This window comes from Bradyrhizobium erythrophlei (assembly GCF_900129505.1).
Taxonomy (GTDB): Bacteria; Pseudomonadota; Alphaproteobacteria; order Rhizobiales; family Xanthobacteraceae; genus Bradyrhizobium; species Bradyrhizobium erythrophlei_D.
Genome location: NZ_LT670818.1, coordinates 7,295,943 through 7,316,749, shown reverse-complemented (window position 1 = coordinate 7,316,749; position 20,807 = coordinate 7,295,943). Strand labels below are relative to the sequence as shown.

General features: G+C 61.1%; 19 protein-coding genes. 14 read left to right on the top strand and 5 right to left on the bottom strand.

What is annotated here, in order from left to right; translation table 11 throughout:
- Window positions 1-210 precede the first annotated feature (210 nt).
- The 5 genes from B5525_RS34285 to B5525_RS34265 all read right to left on the bottom strand — a co-directional run bounded on the left by B5525_RS34285 (window position 211) and on the right by B5525_RS34265 (window position 5,681).
- A complete protein-coding gene (locus B5525_RS34285) occupies window positions 211-1,914 on the bottom strand; it encodes a recombinase family protein (RefSeq protein ID WP_079570261.1) in 1,704 nt (567 codons plus the stop codon).
- A gap of 28 nt (window positions 1,915-1,942) precedes the next feature.
- On the bottom strand, window positions 1,943-2,299 hold the full coding sequence (locus tag B5525_RS34280; protein ID WP_244567682.1) for a hypothetical protein: 357 nt from the start codon (window positions 2,297-2,299) through the stop codon (window positions 1,943-1,945).
- Window positions 2,300-2,377: 78 nt separating this feature from the next.
- The gene (locus B5525_RS34275; protein WP_079570258.1) at window positions 2,378-2,632 is read right to left on the bottom strand and encodes a type II toxin-antitoxin system prevent-host-death family antitoxin; all 255 of its coding nucleotides are present in this window, start codon (window positions 2,630-2,632) and stop codon (window positions 2,378-2,380) included.
- Between the two features lie 890 nt (window positions 2,633-3,522).
- On the bottom strand, window positions 3,523-4,881 hold the full coding sequence (locus tag B5525_RS34270; protein WP_197687867.1) for an amidohydrolase family protein: 1,359 nt from the start codon (window positions 4,879-4,881) through the stop codon (window positions 3,523-3,525).
- A 56-nt stretch (window positions 4,882-4,937) separates the two neighbouring features.
- Entirely contained in the window at window positions 4,938-5,681 is a 744-nt protein-coding gene (locus B5525_RS34265; RefSeq protein ID WP_079570255.1) for a GntR family transcriptional regulator, read from the bottom strand.
- A 240-nt stretch (window positions 5,682-5,921) separates the two neighbouring features.
- Between B5525_RS34265 and B5525_RS34260 the strand changes: the two genes are divergently transcribed.
- From B5525_RS34260 to B5525_RS34195, 14 genes are all read left to right on the top strand, one after another.
- On the top strand, window positions 5,922-6,881 hold the full coding sequence (locus tag B5525_RS34260; protein ID WP_425305335.1) for an ABC transporter substrate-binding protein: 960 nt from the start codon (window positions 5,922-5,924) through the stop codon (window positions 6,879-6,881).
- A gap of 8 nt (window positions 6,882-6,889) precedes the next feature.
- Entirely contained in the window at window positions 6,890-7,699 is an 810-nt protein-coding gene (locus B5525_RS34255) for an ABC transporter permease (protein ID WP_079570252.1), read from the top strand.
- A 1-nt stretch (window position 7,700) separates the two neighbouring features.
- The gene (locus B5525_RS34250) at window positions 7,701-8,483 is read left to right on the top strand and encodes an ABC transporter ATP-binding protein (RefSeq protein WP_079570250.1); all 783 of its coding nucleotides are present in this window, start codon (window positions 7,701-7,703) and stop codon (window positions 8,481-8,483) included.
- A 2-nt stretch (window positions 8,484-8,485) separates the two neighbouring features.
- Window positions 8,486-9,214 (top strand): maleate cis-trans isomerase family protein, encoded by a 729-nt coding sequence (locus B5525_RS34245; RefSeq protein ID WP_079570248.1) that lies wholly within the window; start codon window positions 8,486-8,488, stop codon window positions 9,212-9,214.
- Between the two features lie 4 nt (window positions 9,215-9,218).
- A complete protein-coding gene (locus B5525_RS34240; protein ID WP_079570247.1) occupies window positions 9,219-10,223 on the top strand; it encodes an NAD-dependent epimerase/dehydratase family protein in 1,005 nt (334 codons plus the stop codon).
- 32 nt (window positions 10,224-10,255) lie between these two features.
- Window positions 10,256-10,999, top strand: a complete 744-nt coding sequence (locus B5525_RS34235; RefSeq protein ID WP_244567681.1) for an SDR family NAD(P)-dependent oxidoreductase — start codon at window positions 10,256-10,258, stop codon at window positions 10,997-10,999.
- Between the two features lie 29 nt (window positions 11,000-11,028).
- Window positions 11,029-12,450 (top strand): dihydropyrimidinase, encoded by a 1,422-nt coding sequence (gene hydA / locus B5525_RS34230; protein WP_079574170.1) that lies wholly within the window; start codon window positions 11,029-11,031, stop codon window positions 12,448-12,450.
- Window positions 12,451-13,306: 856 nt separating this feature from the next.
- Window positions 13,307-13,945, top strand: coding sequence for a GntR family transcriptional regulator (locus tag B5525_RS34225; protein WP_197687866.1), 639 nt, complete (start codon window positions 13,307-13,309; stop codon window positions 13,943-13,945).
- Window positions 13,946-14,282: 337 nt separating this feature from the next.
- Window positions 14,283-15,167: a transporter substrate-binding domain-containing protein gene (locus B5525_RS34220; RefSeq protein ID WP_079570244.1), complete on the top strand. Its 885-nt coding sequence runs from the start codon at window positions 14,283-14,285 to the stop codon at window positions 15,165-15,167.
- Window positions 15,168-15,234: 67 nt separating this feature from the next.
- Window positions 15,235-15,888 (top strand): amino acid ABC transporter permease, encoded by a 654-nt coding sequence (locus B5525_RS34215; protein WP_079570242.1) that lies wholly within the window; start codon window positions 15,235-15,237, stop codon window positions 15,886-15,888.
- Window positions 15,889-15,893: 5 nt separating this feature from the next.
- Complete coding sequence (locus tag B5525_RS34210; protein WP_079574168.1) at window positions 15,894-16,691, top strand: amino acid ABC transporter ATP-binding protein; 798 nt, start codon at window positions 15,894-15,896, stop codon at window positions 16,689-16,691.
- A 6-nt stretch (window positions 16,692-16,697) separates the two neighbouring features.
- Entirely contained in the window at window positions 16,698-18,050 is a 1,353-nt protein-coding gene (locus tag B5525_RS34205; protein WP_079570241.1) for an amidohydrolase family protein, read from the top strand.
- Between the two features lie 84 nt (window positions 18,051-18,134).
- Window positions 18,135-18,926, top strand: coding sequence for an aspartate/glutamate racemase family protein (locus B5525_RS34200; RefSeq protein ID WP_079570239.1), 792 nt, complete (start codon window positions 18,135-18,137; stop codon window positions 18,924-18,926).
- A 327-nt stretch (window positions 18,927-19,253) separates the two neighbouring features.
- Window positions 19,254-20,768: an ABC transporter substrate-binding protein gene (locus B5525_RS34195; protein ID WP_079574166.1), complete on the top strand. Its 1,515-nt coding sequence runs from the start codon at window positions 19,254-19,256 to the stop codon at window positions 20,766-20,768.
- Window positions 20,769-20,807: the final 39 nt, after the last annotated feature.

Below are 20,807 nucleotides of genomic sequence, written 5' to 3'. Positions count from 1 at the left end.
GCTCGTGGAGCGCCGGCAAATGGCCGGTCGGTAATTGAGGTGGAGAGGACGAACGCAGGGTTGGCAATCGCCATTCTGACTGAAAGAAATTCTGTAGCGATCTCAATGGCCCCCAGAAAGCCGCAAATGTCAGAACCGCCTTTGAAAACATTGGAGAAAATTGGAGACTTCCAACCTGAATACCGTCTGCCACCATTATTAAGTGGCTGCTCAAGCCGCTTCTTCGAATAGCAATTTGAGATGGTTGCGGGTCCCCGCAACCACCGATACCGACACTCCCGTAGCGAAAGCTGCGGGAGTTTCGCGTTTCCGAGTCTTTCCAACGGCTTGTGCTGCGATCCATCCGAGGATCGTGCCCAATTCGCCATGTAAGGTGGCGTCGATTTCGCCGCGGTTCGGACCAGGGCGCAGCGTAATCTTCTCAACCAGCGCCCGGATCGCCTCCGCCGCCTCATTGCGATCCTCCGGGGTATTGAGCGCTTCCGTCAGCCGCTCGACCTTCTTCCGATAGATGCCGGATACGTTCGGATGGATGTCCGGAATATCCGCTGGTTCCTCGGCTAGAAGTCCCTTGAGCACGTCCTCGCGGGCCTCCAATTCGCGCATGCGTTCGGTCATGCCGCGGGTGTGTCCGCCTTCTTCAATCGCACTCAGCATTTGCTTCAAGGTGCGGTGGATCTTCGCCAACTCTGAGCGGTGGCCTTCGCCGCTGGCGCGGCGTTCGCGGTTGAGCCGGTTCGTTTCCTCGGCGTACGAGCGCATTGCCTCGGCGGCCATCTCTGGCGCCATCATCCGATCCTTGAGCCCGGCAAGCACACGCTGCTCAAGGTCACTCCGTGTGATCGTGCGGGTGTTCGCGCAGGAACCATTGGTCACACGGGCCGAACAGGCATAACGGTCCTGACCGCGCAGCGAGCAGGGACCACTGCAAACGCCGCAATGGATCAACCCGGAAAACAGCGCCTTCGGCCGGCGCAAGCCGTTCAGCCGATTTGATTGCGCCTCTCGTATCGCTTCCGTGACATTGACATACTTGTCGGCGATTTCGCTCTGTCGCGTTTTTGCCGCCTGCCAGAGTTCATCGTCGATAATCCTGAGTTCCGGAACCTCGGCGACAATCCACTCTGATTCCGCGTTCATGCGCGACACGCGCCGTCCAGTGCTCGGGTCTTTGACGTACCGCTGGCGGTTCCAGACGAGGCGGCCGACATACAGCTCATTGTTGATGAGGCCGGTGCCCCGCTTTACGTGTCCGCGGATCGTCGAGTCATTCCATAAATTCCCATCGGGGCCGACGATACCCTCAGCATTTAGCGCTCTGGCGATCGCGCGCGGGCTGATGCCAGACGCAAAATCCCTAAAAATGCGACGCGCAACAATTGCCTGCGCTTCATCGATCTCACGATCGCCGCGGATTAGATCGCCACGCTCATCTAGCTTTTTGACGACGCGATAGCCGTAGCAGAGGCCGCCGCCAGACTTGCCGTCCTCGACGCGACCACGCAGGCCGCGATGCGTTTTCGCTGCAAGGTCCTTCAGGAATAGGGCGTTCATGGTGCCCTTGAGCCCAACGTGCAACTCGCTGATTTCGCCCTCGGCGAGCGTGATGACCGGCACACCTGCAAAGCGGAGATGCTTGAATAGCGTTGCGACATCCGCCTGATCGCGACTAATGCGATCTAGCGCTTCCGCCAACACGACGTCGAATTGTTGGCGCTGAGCATCCTGCAAGAGCGTCTGGATGCCCGGCCGCAAAATCATGCTGGCGCCGGAAATTCCCGCATCCTTGTAGGTGCTGACGACTGTCCAATTCTCGCGCTCCGCCTTTTCTCTACAGATGCGCAATTGGTCTTCGATCGACGCATCGCGCTGATTGTCGGAGGAATAGCGGGCATAGAGGGCAACGCGGGTCATCGGAGCCTTCCCTTACATCCCTACGCAATCAACGGCGCACCGCGCCGCTCTTGTTCTGTCGAGCCAGTTCGAGGAACCTGGCCTTGATCTGCGCGAACAGGCCGGGCGGAATAAAGCCATAACCGAACACGCCCGGCTTTCCCGGTACCGGTGAAAGACCGGCGTTCGGCCATTCGTCGATGTTGTGCTCGGATACGATGACCCAGCTCCGCGCATCGTCGAGACCGATTGCCCGTTTGACCTTTGCCGGTATGTCAATCCCGATCGTATCGCCATCGGGCGGTGTATGGGTGATCGGCAACAGGACCACAAAACGTGGCCTTGTCTGACTGTCGCTCGCGGCGACGAGACAGGCCGGACGGTCCTTTCCCTGATCACGTCCCACTGCCGCTTCATGGGTCCAAAGATAATCATAGCGGACAACGAAGCCCGGCTTAGGCTCAGGAAAGGCCACTTGGCCGGCTCACTTGAGCAATTCGTTGAGCGCGGCATGTTCAGGGTCCATCTCGGCCCGTTCAACAGCGTCGATCACCACCTGGGTCGCATCGACCGTTCGGTAGGTGCGCTTGGCGGCCGCCGTTAGCCAGTCATAGTGTTCGGCCGACATCAGCACGAACTCCCGTCGGCCGTGGCGCGTAATCTCGACGGGCTCTCGCTGAGCTTGGTGCTGAAACTCGCCGAATTTGCGTTGGAATTCCAAGGCGCTCGTTTGAACCATGACGGGCTTTCCGAATAGGGCAATTGATCAAGTCTGTACTATACGTATAATGTGGACTAACGTCAACTTGTGTCGTTTGTCATGGCGTCTAGGGAAAGCTGCAGGGAGCCGGGCTGTACATAGGGCCGTGATCAAACCCGTAGCAGCCGATTATCGGACTCTCGCCCGGTGCAGTGCCCGGAAGCATCAAATCGCATTCCATCCTCGGCGGGCTTCATCACCATTACGTCCGGGTTTGAGTTTTCGGTACACACAGAATTATATCGCCCGACCAATCTCCGAACGCACGTGGACTTCAAGTAATATTTCGCCCAGAGCACGGCTAACGCTAGGCCCGCTCAGGACCCGCAATGCGTTGCGGAAGGCTTCGAGGCTAGGTGGAGGCAGGCCGGCTATGTAGGCAAGCTTTGACAGTTGGGCGGGGGAGGCGGGCGACTTGGACAGACGCCGGACAAATCAGATGGCAACGTGAGGTGATCGGGCGACCATCGAGTGGCTAACAAAGAGTGGAAACCTATCAGTATGCGACGGATGTTCCATAACATCCGACCGGCGAATCTCTGCTGTTGGAGGCAAAGCCGACGTTTGACAAAACACCGACTTCAGCTAAGTGCCCAACAACGGATTCCGGTCTCGGCTTAGTGCGTCATAGCGAGAACGTCTTGCTCCTTCGTGACAACGGAAACAGCAAACCAAGCGCCTATCATCACCCGTTGTCCGCAGTCTACAAGACTTTCAGCGGCTGACACAGCGCCCATCACCTTTGCTCCCGACAAGTTTGCCGCCCCGCACGACGAAGCGGCCGCGCAACATCGTGGCGATGGGCCAGCCGGTAACTGTCATGTTCTCATTCGGCCTTCATGGCAGCGCATTAAACAAGCGACACGTCATCACGCCGCCCAGTACTGACGGCCTACATCGCTCCAAACCTCGCGCGCGGCTTTCTCGGCCTCGCGGCAGATGACATCCATGTCGACGCGCGTGGGCCGCCCGTCCTCGACCAAGATTTCGCCATCGACCAGCACCATCGCGACATCTCGTCCGTGGCCCGTGTGCACCAGGTTGCCAAGCGGGTTGACCTGAGGGGTCAAATGGGGCCGCTGGAAATCAAATACGACGAGGTCGGCGCGCTTTCCGACTTCAATGCTGCCGATCGAGTCGGCCATGCCGAGTGCCTTGGCTCCGCCGAGCGTCGCCATGTGGAAGACGTGATGCGGTTGCCATTCATCGTCCACGCTCCCGGTTTGCACGCGCGCGGTCACAAGCGCCCAGCGCATGAGCTCCACCATGTCGCCGTGCTGTGTATCGGTAGCCAGCGCTATATTGATTCCGGCTCGCTTTAACTTCGGGGTCGGAGCAAACCGGCCGGAAGAAGCGTTGCATTTCGGGATATGTACGACGTGAGCACCGCTCCGCGCCATCCGGGCAATGTCGGAGTCAGTCAGATAGATGCAATGCCCACCTATCAAGCGGGAATTCAGTAGCCCGACGTCTTCGAGTACCTCCGTCGAAGTCTTGCCGGTACGCTCACGAACGCGATCCAGCTCGACGATGCTCTGTCCCAAATGCGTGCTGACGACCAAGGAGTGGCGGCTGGCCAATTCGGCGATCTCGCGAAGAAAACCGTCAGAGCACGTGTCCACGGCATGTGCCGCCAAATTCACCGTGACCCGCGGATGGCCCTTCCAGCGATCGTAAAGGTCCATCGCGGCTCCCAGCATCTTTGCGCCGATGGCGGGGCGGTGGGTCCAACTTCCGTGCGCGACCTCTGCAAAATCGACATCGTGGATGCGCCAGCTCGGGCAGAGCCGCATTCCCAACTCCGCCATGGACTCCGTGGCGACGTCGGCGTGAGCGAAATGGTCGCCCAGAACGGTGGACCCGAATAGCAGGGCTTCCAATGCGCCAAGGCGTGCAAACGCTCGCGCCTGATCCGGATTGAGTTCGGGGCCTTTCGGAATACCGGGCGTGTAGGACGGGGCGAAACCGGCATCGACAGCTACGCCGCGAACCATTGTCAGGATCGAGTGGGTGTGGGTGTTGACGAAGCCCGGCGTCACCACGCAACCGGCCAATTTCAGCACCCGTTTGGTGGTATGGCCGCTCTGCGGTGTTCCATGTCCCAGCCACGTAATCTTACCGTCACGGACACCGATCGAACCGTCACGAATCTCGGGCTGGCCCGGGTTTCCCGTGAGAATAGTGGCTCCGGTGAGGAAAAGGTCGAAGTGATTCAATTCGGAAATCAAAGCTTGGCCTCCCATACGGCATTGTTCCTAATCGAGCAGTGCCCGGTGCGTTGTCTTCATGGTGCGTCGCGGGGCGCAGTCAGCATGGTACACACGGCGGAGCCGGTCCGGCGCATGTGCTCGCTGAGCGCGTCCGCGAAGCCTTCAGCTTCGCCCGCCCGTAATAGCGCCATGAAATGTTCGTGCTCGTTGATCGACTCGTCCCAACGCTTGGCGTCGAAGTTGGCAAGCGATCTGGCCCGCAGGATTTTGGCTGTCAGAGCCGCCCAGGTCGTTTGCAGCACCGGATTGCCGGCCAGCCGCGCGATTTCCGCATGGATTTGCTGGTTCATGCTAAAATAGGCGGCGCGTGAGCCGTCGCGATGGTGCGCTACGAGTTGTGCGTGCATCGCGTCGATTGCCGTGATCTCTTTTGATGTCGCGAGACTCGCGGCACGAAGTCCGACCAGTCGCTCTAGCGCGACCATAACTTCGAACACCGCCGAGATTTCGTCGGGATCAATCAGCGTGACCTGAGGCGTGCGGTGCGGTCGCAGCTCGATCAGTCCTTCGGACGCCAGAACCTTGAAAGCTTCGCGAAGCGGCGTACGGGACACGCCAAAGCTCTCGCACAACATTTTTTCGGGCAGTGCGGAGCCCGGGCGGAGCTCGCTGTTCAAGATCATCTCACGGAGCTTCGCCACCAATTGGTCGTGCAGGGAGTAACGTTGCAGGGCGGGCTTCGGCGGCATTACTGACAGCTTCAGCCGAGCAGATTTGAAGCGCGGACGGGCGCGGTTGCGCGTTGCTGCTTCGGTCATGTCGATCTCGAAGCGGTGTGCCTCATATTCATCCGTTTTTCCCCGCGCAGCTCATAAAAGTGGCAACGGTAGCCCTTCTATCTAGTTGCTTATACTATAAGAAATGTGCTTTGCATATCGCATTCAATTTGGCACGGCAGTTGCAGTGAAGGTGATGCGTCGGTGCCCCCTGTTCGGAGTGTTCTCATGAAGAAGTCGATCTGCCTCATTGTGGGCATCGCCTCGCTCGCCGTGCTGAGCATGAATGGCGTACCCGCCGCGGCTCAGGCCGAGCCGACCATTAAGCTCGGTTACGCAAAATGCGCGCACTGCACGCCGCTTGCACTGCTGCCGCAATATGCCAAGGGCGTCAAAATCGAGGCGATCGGCTTTAATACCGGAAACGACGTGCTCACGGCGCTGGTGTCGAAGAGCATCGATGTCGGGCAGGTTACGTATCTTCATTACGCGGTCGCTCTGGATAAGGGTTTCGACGTAGTTGCGATATCCGGCCAGGTGAATGGCGGATCGGCCATGCTGGTGACCAACGACCTGCCCGTCACGCCGGAAGACTGGGGTTCGCTTAAGAAAGTGATTGCCCAATACAAGGCGGACGGCAAGCCGTTCCGCGTCGCCGCCTCCCGCGGCAATGCCCAGGATATCCACATGCGCGGGGCGTTTGCCAAGCAGGGTATCGACGTCAACAAGGACGTTCAGTTCATCAATATTCCAAATCCATCCGATCACCTGCAGGCGTTGCGGCGAGGAGAAATCGAGCTGATCTGCACTGTCGAGCCGTTCGGCACGCAGATCGTGCAGCTGAACGCTGCCAAGCTGTTCACTCATCCCTATGATCAGGCGGCAGGCAAGCTTACAAATTTGATGCTGACCCGCTCGGACGTGATTGCCGCCGAGCCGAAGGCGCTTGAAGAAACCGTGAGGGCGATCGTCAAGATCGACGACTATATCGCGGGTGACAAGCCGGCCTGGATCGACGTGATCAACAAGGTGACGGGCCTCGACAAGGCGGTGGCCGCCGATGCGATCGGCAACCTTTATCCCGACCCCAAGATGTATCGCGCATCGGCCCTTGCGATCGCAGTGATGATGCGTGATCTGAAATACATCAACTCGGATGTCTCGGCCGCGGTGGAAAAGAATCTGGATTATCGGTTTCTCGAGGCTGCGACTGGAAAGCCAAAGTCTGACCTCGGCTATTGAGCAGCGCTATGAAGTCGCTGCGTCTCAAGGGGCTGGAACGATGGATCGTTCCAGTGCTGATCCTGGTGGGCTGGGAGATTTTTTCGCGGTCTGGCACGCTGCCGGCCGCGCTGCTCCCGGCGCCGACGACCGTGCTGCGGTCATGGGCCGACTGGGTGTTCGCAACCGACGGCAATACGCAAACCTACAGCGGTAGCTGGATTTTCGATACCGCGGCCAGCGTCACCCGGGTGATGGCTGGCTTCGGCATAGCCACCGTGCTCGCGGTGTCGCTGGGCGTGACGATCGGCTGGTCCAGGCGGATCGAGACCATCATCGAGCCGACCTTACAGGTTTTGCGTCCGATACCACCGGTGTCGTGGATTCCTCTCGCCATCATCTGGTTTGGCATTGCCAACAAGCCGGCGATCTTCCTGGTATTTCTCGGCTCGTTTTTCCCGATCCTGCTCGACACCATTCATGGTGTGAAGAGTTGCGACCGTAACCTGATCAGGGCCGGCGCCATGGTTGGTGGCGATCAGAGGCAATTGCTGCGGTACATCGTCCTGCCCGCGGCGTTGCCCAGCATATTTGCAGGCCTGCGCATCGGTATCGGCTCGGCGTGGATGCTGACCGTGACGGCCGAGCTGGTCGCGGTGAAGAGCGGCCTCGGCTATGTGCTCTGGGATTCCTATTATTTCCTGCGCTACGACCTCGTGCTCGCCGCCATGGCCAGCATCGGACTGCTCGGCTATCTCAGCGACTTGGCAATTCGGGCTCTGATGGCGCGCGTCCTGCACTGGCAGCGCAACACCACGATTCAGGGCGGGGAGGGCTGAGATGGCGACGATCCAGATATCGAACGTCAGCAAGACTTTTCGTGACCTGAAGCGCAAGGCCGATGTCGTTGCGCTCGACGACATCACCCTGTCGGTCGAGAAGAACGAGTTTCTCTGCCTGCTCGGCCCCTCCGGCTGCGGAAAGTCCACGCTCCAGAATATGATCGCGGGTTTCGAGAAGCCTACCTCAGGTCAGGTGACAGTCGATGGCCGGGCAATTACCGCGCCCGGCGCCGATCGTGGCATGGTCTTCCAGCACGCCAACCTGATGCCATGGTTGCCAGTGTGGGAAAACGTTGCCTTCCACCTCCTGCTGCGCGGGAGCCAGAAGCTGATGCGTCGCGAGGCAGCGCAGCGCTATATCGACATGGTGGGTCTGACCGGCTTCGAAAACCATTATCCATCCGAGCTGTCAGGCGGGATGAATCAGCGCGTCGGGATTGCCCGCGCATTGCTCATGAACCCCCAGGTCATCTTGATGGATGAGCCGTTCGGCGCGCTCGACGAGCAGAACCGCATGGACATGCAAAATGAACTGGTCGGCATCTGGCAAAAGCACGCCGGCACCATCGTCTTTGTCACCCACAGCATCGACGAAGCTCTCACGCTCGGCACCCATGTTGCGGTCATGACGGCCCGGCCCGGGCGCATCCGCGAGTTGATCCCGATCGATCTGCCTCGTCCCCGCGACATCACCAGCCCGCGGTTCAACGACATCAAGCGCCACATCCTGAGCTTGCTAAGGCCCGAACGGGTCGAGGCTGGCCCCGTCTCAATGGAATAATCATGACCAAACGTGTTCTCCTCGGCATGTTGACGCCTTCGTCCAACACCATTCTTGAGCCGATCTCCCAGGCGATGGTCGCGGGCCTGCCGGAGGTCAGCGTGCATTTTTCCCGCTTCAAGGTCACCGAGATCGCGTTGTCCGCGAGCGCGCTGGCGCAATTTGACGACAGTGAAATCCTGCGCGCGGCCGAACTGCTCGCGCATGCAAAGGTGGATGTCATAGGCTGGAACGGCACGTCTTCGGGCTGGCTGGGTTTCGAAGCCGACGTCAGGCTGTGCGAGCGGATCACCTCAGTGACCGGAATTGCCGCAACAACATCCATGCTGGCGTTGAACGAGTTGCTTGCCTCCACCAAGGTCAAGCAACTCGGCTTCGTGACGCCCTATCGTGACGACGTGCAGAACCGCATTCTGTCGAACTACGGCGCATTGGGGATCGCCTGTCGGGGCGAGCGCCATCTCGGACTTCAAGACAATTTTTCGTTCTCAGAAGTCACACGGCAGCAGATCATCGACATGACGCGGATGGTCGCGAGGGAAGCACCGCAGGCCATCACCGTGATCTGCACCAATCTGAATGCGGCGCCGCTTGTCGATGGTCTGGAGCAGGAAGTCGGCATTCCCATCTACGACACCATCGCAACCGTGATCTGGAAAAGCTTGATCATCGCCGGGGTCGACCCGTCCCGTGTCACCGGCTGGGGCACGCTGTTTCGCAAGGCGGCCTGATCCGATGGCTGCTTTTGTCACGGGGGCGGCGGGCTTTGTTGGTTTGGCGGTGACCGAAGCGCTGCTGATGCGTGGTGAGCGCGTCATCGGCTTCGATCTGTTCCCGATTTCTGAACATGCGCAGAGGACGTTCGCCGGCCTTCCCGGCAGGTTCGAGCAGATCCTGGGGGACATCTGCGATGCTGAAGGCCTGAAAGTCGCGCTGCGTCAGAGTGATGCGAGCTGTGTCCTCAATCTTGCCGCGGTCACCGCTGGTACGAGCCGTGAGATCGCCAATCCCGTCGGGGTCGTGCGCGTCAACGTCGGTGGTGCGGCCGCCACTGTCGAGGCTGCGGCGGCTTGCGGCATCCGGCGCGTGGTGCATCTTAGTTCGGGCTCGGTCTACGGCACCAGCGGGCGAGATGTTGGCTTGCTTACGGAAGATACGCCGCTGCGTCCCGAACAGCTCTACAGCATCACCAAACAGGCCAGCGAGGCGGTCGCGCTGCGGCTCGCCGATCTGCATCGGCTCGACCTCTCGATTGGCCGTCTCGGCACCTGTTTCGGCCGATGGGAATATGCAACCGGCGCGCGGGATACGCCGAGCGCACCGTACCAGATCGTGCAAGCCGCCCGATCAGGCATACCGGCGATCCTGCCGCGCTCGCATCTACGCGACTGGCTCTATGCGCGGGATGCAGCGGACGCTGTGCTCGAGTTGCTGCATGCCCGCACCCGTCGCCATCGGGTCTACAATCTGGCGGCCGGGTTCATGTGGTCGATCGCGGATTTCTGCGCCCGGCTGCAACAAGTCTGCTCCGGCTTCGAATGGCGTTTCGCCCAGCAGGGCGAGTCGGCCAACATCGATTATTACGCGCCCTATGATCGCTCTGCCATGGCTATCGAACGCCTGCGAGGCGACACGGCCTTCCTGCCTCGCTACAATCTCACGGAAGCGCTGGCGGATTATCTGCAGTGGCTTGGTCCAGCATTCGACCCAGTTCCCAAGGCATGGAGGGCGCCGTCATGACCGGCCTCAGGCTCGCCGATCAGGTGTGGATCGTGACCGGCGCCGCGTCCGGTATCGGCCGCGCCATCGCCCGGCTATTTGCGTCCCAAGGCGCGCGCATGGTGGTTGCAGATGTGACCCAACAGGTTATCGAAGGAGGCATGCCGACCGTCGATGTGATCGCGGCGGAGGGCGGCAAGGCAGTCTATCTTCCGACCGATGTCTCGCAGCGAGAACAGGTTGACGGGACGGTCGCCGAGACGGTCTCCCGTTACGGCCGCCTCGACGGCATCGTCAACAATGCTTGCATTCGTCATGCAAGACCGCTGCTGGAGATGGACGAGGGCGATTGGGACCGCGTTCTCAAGGTCAATCTGACGGGGACCTATCTATGTTGCCGCGCGGCCGTCGGGCAGATGATCACTCAGGAGCCGCGCGGCGAGGTCCGGGGGCGGATCGTGAATTTGTCCTCGCAACACGGATTCATTGCCGCGCCGGACGACATTGCTTATGGCACAACGAAGGCGGCGGTTGCTTACCTGACCCGACAGATCGCGGCCGATTACGCCGCCCAGGGCATCGTCTGCAACGCCGTAGCGCCAGGCAAAATCCAGACTGGCGCCACCGGTCGTGCGATCGATCCTGATGTGCTGGATCGCGCTCATCGGCGCACACCATGGCCGCGGCTTGGGCTGCCCGATGATGTGGCACGGGCGGCGTTGTTTCTTGCCAGCGATGATGCGAGTTTTGTGACCGGCATCAATCTGATGGTGGACGGTGGATGGACCGCGGCCTGAGCTTTGCCCGGATCGACAGGAGAGACGCAATGTCTAAGCTGGATCTTGCCATTCGTGGCGGCACCGTTGTCACGGCTTCCGACACATTTCGCGCGGATGTCGGCATCCGGGCGGGACGCATCGTCGCGGTCGCCGCTGAGATCGAGGGAGCGACCCGCGAGATCGACGCCTCCCGGCTGCTGGTGCTTCCGGGCGGCATCGACAGCCACGTGCATATCGCCCAGCCCTCCGGCCCCGATGTCGTGATGGCGGATGATTTCGCTTCGGCGACGGCCGCTGCCGCCGCCGGCGGCAACACCTGCATCATGCCGTTCGCCCTGCAACAGCGCGGCATGAGTTTGCGCCGATGCGTCGAGGATTACGTGCGTCAGGCAGAGGGCGAATGCCACATCGATGTCTCTGTTCACTTGATCATCTCCGATCCTACGCCTGAGGTTCTCGGACAGGAGTTGCCGGCGCTGCTGAAGGCCGGCTACACATCGTTCAAGGTGTTTATGACCTACGACGATCTGGTGCTGAACGATCGGCAGCTGCTCGAAGTGTTCGAGGTAGCGCGCCGTGAGCGCGCACTCGTGATGGTGCATGCGGAAGGCTATGATGCAATCAAGTACATGACCGACCGACTTGAGCGCGCGGGACAGACCTCTCCGTTTTTTCACACGGCCTCCCGCCCGGAGCTGGTTGAGCGTGAAGCGGCACACCGCGCGATCAGTCACGCCGAACTGATCGACGTGCCTATCATGATTGTTCACGTTTCGGGTCGCGAGGCCATGGAGCAGATTCGCTGGGCGCAGCAGCGCGGCCTGAAAGTTTATGCCGAGACCTGCCCGCAATATCTGACGCTGACTGCGAACGATCTGGAGGGCCTGAACATGGAAGGCGCAAAATATGTCTGTTCACCGCCGCCTCGCGATGCGGCCAGCCAGGCGGCGATCTGGGAAGGCCTGCAGCAGGGCGTGTTCCAGACCTTCTCCTCCGATCACTGCCCGTTCCGATACCAAAGCAGCGAAGGCAAGCTCACGCCCAGAGGCAAGACGTCGTTTCGCTGGGTCCCGAATGGCATTCCCGGGGTCGAAACGCGGCTGCCGATCCTGTTTTCGGAAGGTGTTTCGGCGGGCAGAATTTCGCTGAACAGGTTTGTCGAGTTAACCTCTACCAATCACGCCAAGATGTACGGTCTGTACCCGCGAAAAGGATCGATCGGCGTCGGCTTCGACGCCGATATCACGTTGTGGGACCCGCACCGTCGCGAGACCATCCGACAGGAGAATCTGCATCATGGCTCCGACTACACTCCGTGGGAGGGCTTCGAGGTCACCGGGTGGCCGGTGATGACGATCGCCCGCGGCGAGGTTGTGGCACGTGATGGAGTGATCGTCGGCGACAAGGGGGCAGGCCGGATTCTGGAGCGAGATATTTCTGCTTACGCCGCAGCCGGGGAAAAGTCCTGAGGCATCGAGGGGCTATTGAGCCTGATCGAGTTGACTCGCCACGGTGGGTGACGTTCGGGTGCGTTGTGACGTTGATCCAGACCAGTTCTCCGCGATCCAGCCGCACGATGATGAAGGCGTAGAGCAAGTCGAGGCCGATAGTTGGAACAACGAACAAGTCCATGGCGGCAATGTCTGGGGCATGGTTGTGCAGTAAGGTGCGCCATCCCCATCCCTGGCTGGGTGGCCCCCGTCGTTTGACCATGTACTTGGCTACGCTCGACTGCGCAATCTCAAACCCGAGCTTGAGCAGTTCGCCGTGGATGCGTGGCACGCCCCAAAGCGGACTTTCGACGCTAATCCGTCGGATCAATTCGCGCAGCTCCGTGTCGATCGGCGGTCGCCCTCCATGGTTCGTGAGCCGGACGCGACCATGCAGCCTACGCCTCAAAACAATCAACTGATGTCGAAGCCGTTCTCAACTTCAAGCCGCAACTTCGACTTGAATGGCGAGGCCAGGATGGCCAGAACGAAACAGAGCAGCCCGATCATTCCGCCAGCTTAGGTGATTCCATCACGTCATCAACTCGGATAAGGTTTTCGGTACAGACAAGGGCCGCAGTGCTTGACCTCGACCTACCGAATAGAGAAAAGCCAAACTTTAGCGCCGATTGGCATTCAGGCGGACGCAAAGGCGTTTCTTTGCGATGCGTTGGCCGTCACGCTAGATTGCAACGAACGTTTGATGCGGTGAAGAGGAGAGATCATGGAGCAGGTCGCTGAGCCGAAGCCGGCGGCAACGTGCGCTCCGCGTCCGCGGACCACGCTGTCCCGAAGGATACCTTTCGCCAGACAGGTCGCAAATACGCTGCGGGACATGATCATCCGCGGCGAGGTGCCGCCCGGCGGACGCATCATCGAGCGGGCGTTGTGCGAGCAGATCAAGGTGTCGCGGACGCCGCTCCGCGAAGCGCTCAAGCTCCTGGAAGCAGAAGGCCTCATCGAGATCTCCCAGAACAAGGGAGCTCGCATCATATCGTTCACGCAAACGGAAGCGCAGAACCTGTTCGAGGTGATCGCGGGGCTCGAGAGCCTCGCTGCGGAGTTGGCCGTTACACGTATCGGCGCCGACGATCTCGCCGCGCTGGATGACATGCACGAGCGGATGTGTGCGCATTATGAGCGCCGGGAGAAGGATCTCTATTTCGAGCTGAACAGCTCAATTCACGATACGATCGTAAGAGTCTCCGGCAATCCTGTACTCGTCGCGACCCACGCCAACCTGATGCTCAGGTCGCGTCGCGGGAGATATATGGCGATCCTCGATCCCTTACGTTGGCAGGAGTCCGTCGAGGAGCATGAGGCGGTGATGGCGGCGTTCCATGCCCGTGATCCGGAACGGGCGAGGCTTGTCTGGCGTCGGCACCTGCTGCGGACGGGCGAAACGGTATGCGCCGTGCTCAAGAGCGAGACGGGCAGTTCGGCTGCGGCGAAAGATGCTGCCCTGCCCCGCTGACCTAAATCATGATCGGGCCGCGCGCGTCGGCGCAATAAGCCGGCTTGCGTGAGCGTTTCAGATCTTCCGAAAGCCGACCTTCCGAAAGCAAAGCATGGCGCCGCGGGCTCGCGAAGGCTTGCCCGCGCAGGGAAGCCGCTCGCACCTTCGTGGCGTCAGATTCACCAGGCGGCGATTATTTGTGCATAGATCGCACAGATAATGGCCAGTAATGGGGTAGACACGAAAAATGCGCCAAAATATAACTTCATGTAAATAAACGGGTATTATAGATGGCATGCAATTGTAAAGATTGGTGCGCCGTGTCAGACAACAGCAGACTGAAAGAGATACCGTCATGGGCTTAAAGCATCTCGGCTCAGGTGCGACCCGCCGCCAATTCCTGAAGACTTCGGCCACGACGGCCGCGTTGACTCTGGCCGTTCCGTCGATCGTCGCCGCCCTGACAAAGAGCGCGATGGCCGCGACGACCATTGAGAGCATCAAGAAGGCCGGCGTCGTCCGTGTGGGCTGCGAGGCGGCCTATCGTCCCTTCACCTTTCGCGAGGGTACCAAGATTGTCGGCTACGACGTTGACCTCGCCTCCCTCCTGTTCGCTCCACTAGGAGTGAAGGTCGAGATGGTCGATACCGCCTGGGCCGGCGTGATCCCGGCGCTCTATGCCGGCAACTTCGATCTCATCATGACGTCGCTCACCTACACCAAGGAGCGCGTCGAGAAGGTGGGCTACACGATCCCCTACACCGAAGCGACGCAGGAAATGCTGGTCCGCGCTTCCGACGCCGAGACGATCAAGGGCCTGAGCGAAATGGCCAACAAGATCCTCGGCGTGAAGCTGGGCTCCGCCGGCGATACCATGAAGACGAAGCTCCAGGAGGCGCTTAAGTCGGCCACGGGCAAGGGCTTCGCGGAGGTGAAGACTTACGACGATCATCCGGCTGCCTATCTCGCGCTGGCGCAGGGCTCCGTAGATGGCGTCATCAATTCACTGGCTACGCTCACCCAGGTGGTGAAGGACGCGCCCGACAAATACGCCATTGTCCGAAATATCGGTCCGCGCAACTGGGCCGGCATCGGCACCCGCAAGGAGGACGCCGAGATCATCTCGTTCCTGAACGAGCGCATCGCCGCCCTGAAGGCAAGCGGCGAAATCTACGCGCTGCAGGAAAAGTGGTTCGGCGTGCGCATGCAACTGGCCGACCAGGTTCCGACCTTCTCGTGATCAAAATGCGGGACAAGCGCCCCGCTTGTCCCGCATTCCCTCATCTCTCCGTCGCGTACAGCCCCTCATGAGCATCGACTGGGCCATCGTCGAAATGGCCATCCCGCTGTTGGCGGAAGGCACCGTCACGACGCTGAGGATCTCGGCTCTTGCCGCGGTCTTCGGCCTTCTCGGCGGTATCGCGCTCGGGCTGATCTCGCTGGGGGGCTGGACCTGGGCGCGTTGGGCGGTGCGGGCCTATGTGGATTTCATCCGCGGCACGCCGCTGCTGATCCAGATCTTCATCGTGTTCTTTGGCCTGCCCATGACGGGATTTCGACTCGGCGAATTCTGGGCGGGCGTGATCGCCCTGTCCCTGAACTCCGCGGGCTATATCGCGGAGATCGTCCGCGGTACGGTCGGGTCCGTCGAGAAAGGCCAAACGGAAGCCGCGAAGTCGATCGGCATGACGCGCGGCAAGATCCTGCTTTACGTGCTGCTCCCGCAGTCGATCCGGCCGATGATGCCGGCGCTGACCAATGATCTGATCACGCTGGTCAAGAACACCTCGCTGCTGTCGGTAATTTCCGTCTATGAACTGACGCGCTCGGGCCAGGCGATCATCGCATCGCACTTCGTCCCACTGGAAATCTTCGCGCTGCTTGCGATCTACTACTACGTCATCATCTCGGCGCTGTCCTACATCTCGCGGCTCATCGAGCGCCGCGTGCCGGCATGGTGACCGCCATGAGCAAACCCATAACGGCGTCCGATAAGCCGCTGCTCTCGGTCCGCGACCTGCGCAAGAGCTATGGGGATCACGAAATCCTCAAGGGCATTTCCTTCGACCTGATGGCCGGAGAGACCCTGGTGCTCATCGGCCCGTCAGGATCAGGCAAGACCACGGTCCTGCGCTGCCTCAACCATCTTGAAACTCCGTCCGGCGGCGAGATCACGCTTGCCGGCGACACCATCGGCGGCAGCTATGTCGGCGAAGCCGCGCGCTGGGAGCCGATGAGCGAGACAAAGCTCGCTTTGCAACGCCGGAAATTCGGCTTCGTGTTCCAGCGCTTCAATCTCTTTCCGCATCTGACGGCATTGCAGAACGTCGCCATCGGCCCCCGCAAAGTGCTCGGCTTGTCGAAGGCCGCGGCCGAAGCCAGGGCAGCCGAACAGCTGGCGCGCGTCAGCCTGGCTGGCCACATGGATAAGCTTCCCTCACAATTGTCGGGCGGGCAGCAGCAGCGCGTCGCCATCGCCCGCGCGCTGGCCATGGAGCCACGTCTGATCCTGTTCGACGAGCCGACATCGGCGCTTGATCCGGAGCTTGTCAATGAAGTGCTCGATGTCATAGGTGCTCTCGCCCGCGAAGGCATGACCATGATCGTGGTGACACATGAAATGAGCTTTGCCCGGAAGGTTGCCGACCGGCTGATCTTCATGGCCGACGGCAACATCGTCGAGGAAGGACCGCCCGAGGATATCTTCTCGGCTCCGCGCGAGGAAAAGACCAAGCGCTTCCTGACCCATGTTCTCAATCGGTGATCCCTGATGTCGTACTTTCCGCCCCTTGATCTTCTTCTGACCGGCGCGACGCTTCTGACCGCCGATCCACGAAATCCGCTGATCGAGAATGCCCTGGTTGGCGTTTCGGGTGGCCGTTTCGTGCTGGTCGAAGCGGCTGCGCGCGACAAGCCGCATCCTAAGGCACGGCGCGTCGTCCATCTCGAAGGGCGCGTGATCACGCCCGGCCTCGTCAACATCCATACCCATGCCATCCTCACCATGGTGCGCGGGGTGGCCGAAGACCTGGGATTCGCTCCGGCCTACACACCGGGCATTCCGCAAGGTCACATGTTGACTCCGGACGAGGCCTATGCGATCTCGCGCCTCGGCGCGCTGGAGGCCTTGCTGTTCGGCTCCACGCTGATCAACGACACCTTCGTGCATGCCGACATCATTACTCCCGCGATGGCCGAGGTCGGCCTGCGGGTCTGGTCTTGCGGACGCATCCACGATGTCGATTTCAGCGGCGTGTCGACCGGGAGGTGGGAGCACAAGGACTGGATCGGCGACGCGACGCTTGGCGCGGCTCTCGATCTCGCGGCGCGCTACCACGGCAAGAGCAATGGCCGAATCGGCGTGCAGCTGGCCGCCCATGCCCCCGACACCTGCTCGACGCCGTTCCTGAAACGCATCGGCGATGCCGCGCGGGCCGATGGCCTGCGGGTGACGACCCACCTCTCCCAAAGCAAGGTGGAAGTGGCCCGCATCCGCGAACGCGACGGCAGGAGCCCGCCGGAACTGCTCGATGATGTCGGCCTTCTGACCGATACCCTGCTTGGTGTTCACTGCATCCACGTCAGCGACAGCGACATCGCCCGCATGGGCCGGGCCGGCATCAACGTCGCGCACATCGCCAAAGGCAACGCGACGGGTGCGACCATCGCTCCGACGTCGAAACTGCGCGCCGCAGGCGCACATCTGACGCTCGGCACCGACAACATGCATGCCGACATGGTGGAGGTTATGCGCTGGGCGCTGGCGGTGGGACGGATCCAGGACGGCTCGGTCACCGAAGACTGGCAGCCGTCGACCGTTTTCCAGATGGCGACCATGGCCGGCGCGCGCGCCATGGGATTGGAAGACCAGATCGGCAGCATAGCCATCGGCAAACGCGCCGACCTGGTCGTCTTCGATTTCCGCCGCCCGCATCTGACCCCCAACGTCAATCCGCTGGGCAATCTCGTGCATGTCGCACAGGGACGCGATGTCGAGATGGTGGTGGTCGACGGCGACATCGTGGTCGCGGACGGCGAACCGACGAAAGTGGATGCGGAAGCAATCCGGCGCGAGGCGGATGCGGCGATCCGGTCGCTATGGCAGCGGGCCCGTGGAGGCTGATGTGCTGCGAATACTCCACCTGCCGGCAAGCGCCTGCGCAATCCTCTCCGCTTGGGCCGGGCTCTTGACCGGAAATGTCGCTCCATGAAGATTCTGCTGATCAACCCCAACACATCCGCCAACATGACGGAGCGCATGGTCAGGGCGGCGGCAGACGTGCTCGCCCCCGACGTCGAGCTGGTGGCGATCACGGCGACGCGCGGCATGCCCTACATCGCCAGCCGCGCCGAGGCAGTGATCGCGGGCGCGATCACGCTGGAGATGCTTGCCGAGCATCATCCAGGCGCCGATGCGGCCGTAATTGCGGCCTTCGGCGATCCAGGTCTGATCGCGGCGCGCGAACTGTTCGAGCTGCCGATCACGGCGATGGCGGAATCCGCCATTCTGACGGCCTGCATGCTCGGCAAACGCTTCGCGATCCTGACCTTTTCCAGGACGCTCGTGGCCTGGTACGAGGACGCGGTCGCGCTGTGCGGCCTCGAGGCGCGATGCGCCGGCATCCGCGTGCCCGATGTTAGCTTCCAGTCGGTCACGACCGTTCAGCACGAATTGGAAAACGAGCTCATCGCGCTCGCCGAGCGCACCGTGAAGTACGACGGCGCCGACGTTATCATCCTTGCCGGAGCGCCGCTGACCGGGCTCGCCGGGCGCATCGCCGATCGTGTCTCGGTGCCGCTTATCGACCCGCTCGCCGCAGCCGTGAGCCAAGCGCAGACGCTGGCCCGGCTGAAGCCGCGCGCTGCCCACGCGGGCCGCTTCGCTCGGCCTGGGCCAAAGCCTACAGAAGGGCTGACTCCTGCCTTGGGCGACTGGATCGAGCACCGCGTTGCGAGCGACGCTCCGGTCGCGCTTTCCATTGAGGTCAGCGCGAGATGACATCAGCGCGCGAAGGGAATCGCGACAGTCACGTTCGTACTGTCTTTCCGAACGATGATGGTTCCGCTTCAGTATCGGCAACAGATAGCCGCGGACCATATGGGGATTGCATGGTGCGAGAAGGCCATCGGAAGAGAGTGGGCTAACGCGATGAAGGACGCCAATCCGGGCGATGTCGCTGGAGACAACACCAAGGTCCCATCGGGATTCAATTCCAAATTTGGTACGTATATTGCTTGCTTTTCTTACTATCCACGTGGGGAGAATCACATCGTGCTGCGCCGCCTGTTCGGTCTTGTCGCTCTGTTCCTTTTGACATCCGTCGCGATGGCGGATGCAAAAACCTTCCGCTATGCCTACCGGATCGATCCCGCCTCGCTCGATCCGCACGCCCTGGCCGAGACCTTCACGCTGTCCTGGCTCGGGCAGGTCTACGAGCCCTTGGTCGGCCGGGGCAAGAAGCTGGAACTGGTGCCGGCGCTCGCCGAGAAATGGGAACAGCCGGCACCCAATGTCTGGCGCTTCCACCTGCGCAGCAGCGTCAAATTCGCGAATGGCGAGCCCTTCACGGCCGACGACGTCGTCTTCTCGCTGGCGAGGGTGAAGATGGAAGGATCCGATATGGCCTACACGGTCTCGTCGGTGACCGAGGTCAAGAAGATCGACGATCTGACGGTCGATCTCGTCATGAGCAAGCCCAACCCGATCCTGCCGGTCCAGATCACTTCGACCGACATCATGAGCAAGGCGTGGGCGACCGCCAACGGCGCCGAGAAGCCGGCGAGCGTCAAGACGAAGGTCGAGAACTTCGCCAGCAACAATGTCAACGGCACCGGCCCCTTCAAGATTGGTTCGCGGCAGGTCGGGGTGAAAACGGTCCTCGTTCCCAATGATAATTGGTGGGGCAAGAAGGAGCACAACCTCACCGAAGTCGTGTTCACGCCGATTCAGTCAGACACCACCCGGGTCGCGGCGCTCCTGTCGGGCGAAGTCGACATGATCTACCCGATCCCGCAGCAGGACGCGGCGCGCATCAACGGTACCGGCAAGCACACCGTCCTCCAGGGGTCGGAGCTGCGCACGATCTTCCTCAACATGGACCAGAGCCGCGATGAGCTGCTCGAATCCAGCGTGAAGGGCAAGAACCCGTTCAAGGACAAGCGGGTGCGCCAGGCCATCTACCAGGCCATCGACATGGTCGCGATCCGCGACCGGGTGATGGGCGGCACCTCGCGGATCGCCGGCACGATGGTCGCGCCCGGCATCAACGGCTATGACGAGAAGCTCGACGCGCGTCTGCCCTTCGATCCCGAGGCGTCGAAGAAGCTGCTCGCGGAGGCCGGCTATCCGCAGGGCTTCGAGTTCGGCATGGATTGCCCGAACGACCGCTACGTCAATGACGAGCGCATCTGCCAAGCCGTGGTCGGCATGCTGGCGCGCGTCGGCCTAAAGGTGAACCTGCTCGCCCAGACCCGCACGAAGTATTTCGAGAAGGTCCTCGCCCGCAACAGCAGCTTCTCGCTGCTCGGCTGGCAGCCCCTGAGCTACGACGCACACTCCACCTTGCAGGACGTGATCGACACGCCCAAGGACAAGGTCGGCACCTACAATGTCGGCAGCTTCTCCAACAAGAAGATCGACGAACTGACCGACCAGATCGAGGTCGAGGCCGATCCGGCCAAGCGGCAGGCGCTGATCAGCGAGGCGCTCGGCATCCACAAGGCGGAGATCGGCCATATCCCGCTGCATCAGGCCGGCCTCGCCTGGGGCGTGCGCAAGGGCGTGAATGTCGTGCAGCGCTCCGACGACAGCCTCGAACTGAAATGGGTCACGGTCGACTGAGCTGGAGCATGATGAAGTGTGAAGCGGTTGTCGGGCGAC

Excerpts from the sequence above, each read along its gene's own strand:
- B5525_RS34260 (WP_425305335.1), top strand. The coding sequence starts at position 5,922 with ATGAATGGCGTACCCGCCGCGGCTCAGGCCGAGCCGACCATTAAGCTC.
- B5525_RS34265 (WP_079570255.1), bottom strand. The coding sequence starts at position 5,681 with ATGACCGAAGCAGCAACGCGCAACCGCGCCCGTCCGCGCTTCAAATCT.
- B5525_RS34225 (WP_197687866.1), top strand. The coding sequence starts at position 13,307 with ATGATCATCCGCGGCGAGGTGCCGCCCGGCGGACGCATCATCGAGCGG.
- B5525_RS34240 (WP_079570247.1), top strand. The coding sequence starts at position 9,219 with ATGGCTGCTTTTGTCACGGGGGCGGCGGGCTTTGTTGGTTTGGCGGTG.
- B5525_RS34195 (WP_079574166.1), top strand. The coding sequence starts at position 19,254 with ATGGCGGATGCAAAAACCTTCCGCTATGCCTACCGGATCGATCCCGCC.
- B5525_RS34210 (WP_079574168.1), top strand. The coding sequence starts at position 15,894 with ATGAGCAAACCCATAACGGCGTCCGATAAGCCGCTGCTCTCGGTCCGC.
- B5525_RS34255 (WP_079570252.1), top strand. The coding sequence starts at position 6,890 with ATGAAGTCGCTGCGTCTCAAGGGGCTGGAACGATGGATCGTTCCAGTG.
- B5525_RS34215 (WP_079570242.1), top strand. The coding sequence starts at position 15,235 with ATGAGCATCGACTGGGCCATCGTCGAAATGGCCATCCCGCTGTTGGCG.
- B5525_RS34200 (WP_079570239.1), top strand. The coding sequence starts at position 18,135 with ATGAAGATTCTGCTGATCAACCCCAACACATCCGCCAACATGACGGAG.
- hydA (WP_079574170.1), top strand. The coding sequence starts at position 11,029 with ATGTCTAAGCTGGATCTTGCCATTCGTGGCGGCACCGTTGTCACGGCT.
- B5525_RS34250 (WP_079570250.1), top strand. The coding sequence starts at position 7,701 with ATGGCGACGATCCAGATATCGAACGTCAGCAAGACTTTTCGTGACCTG.
- B5525_RS34245 (WP_079570248.1), top strand. The coding sequence starts at position 8,486 with ATGACCAAACGTGTTCTCCTCGGCATGTTGACGCCTTCGTCCAACACC.
- B5525_RS34275 (WP_079570258.1), bottom strand. The coding sequence starts at position 2,632 with ATGGTTCAAACGAGCGCCTTGGAATTCCAACGCAAATTCGGCGAGTTT.
- B5525_RS34205 (WP_079570241.1), top strand. The coding sequence starts at position 16,698 with ATGTCGTACTTTCCGCCCCTTGATCTTCTTCTGACCGGCGCGACGCTT.
- B5525_RS34285 (WP_079570261.1), bottom strand. The coding sequence starts at position 1,914 with ATGACCCGCGTTGCCCTCTATGCCCGCTATTCCTCCGACAATCAGCGC.
- B5525_RS34220 (WP_079570244.1), top strand. The coding sequence starts at position 14,283 with ATGGGCTTAAAGCATCTCGGCTCAGGTGCGACCCGCCGCCAATTCCTG.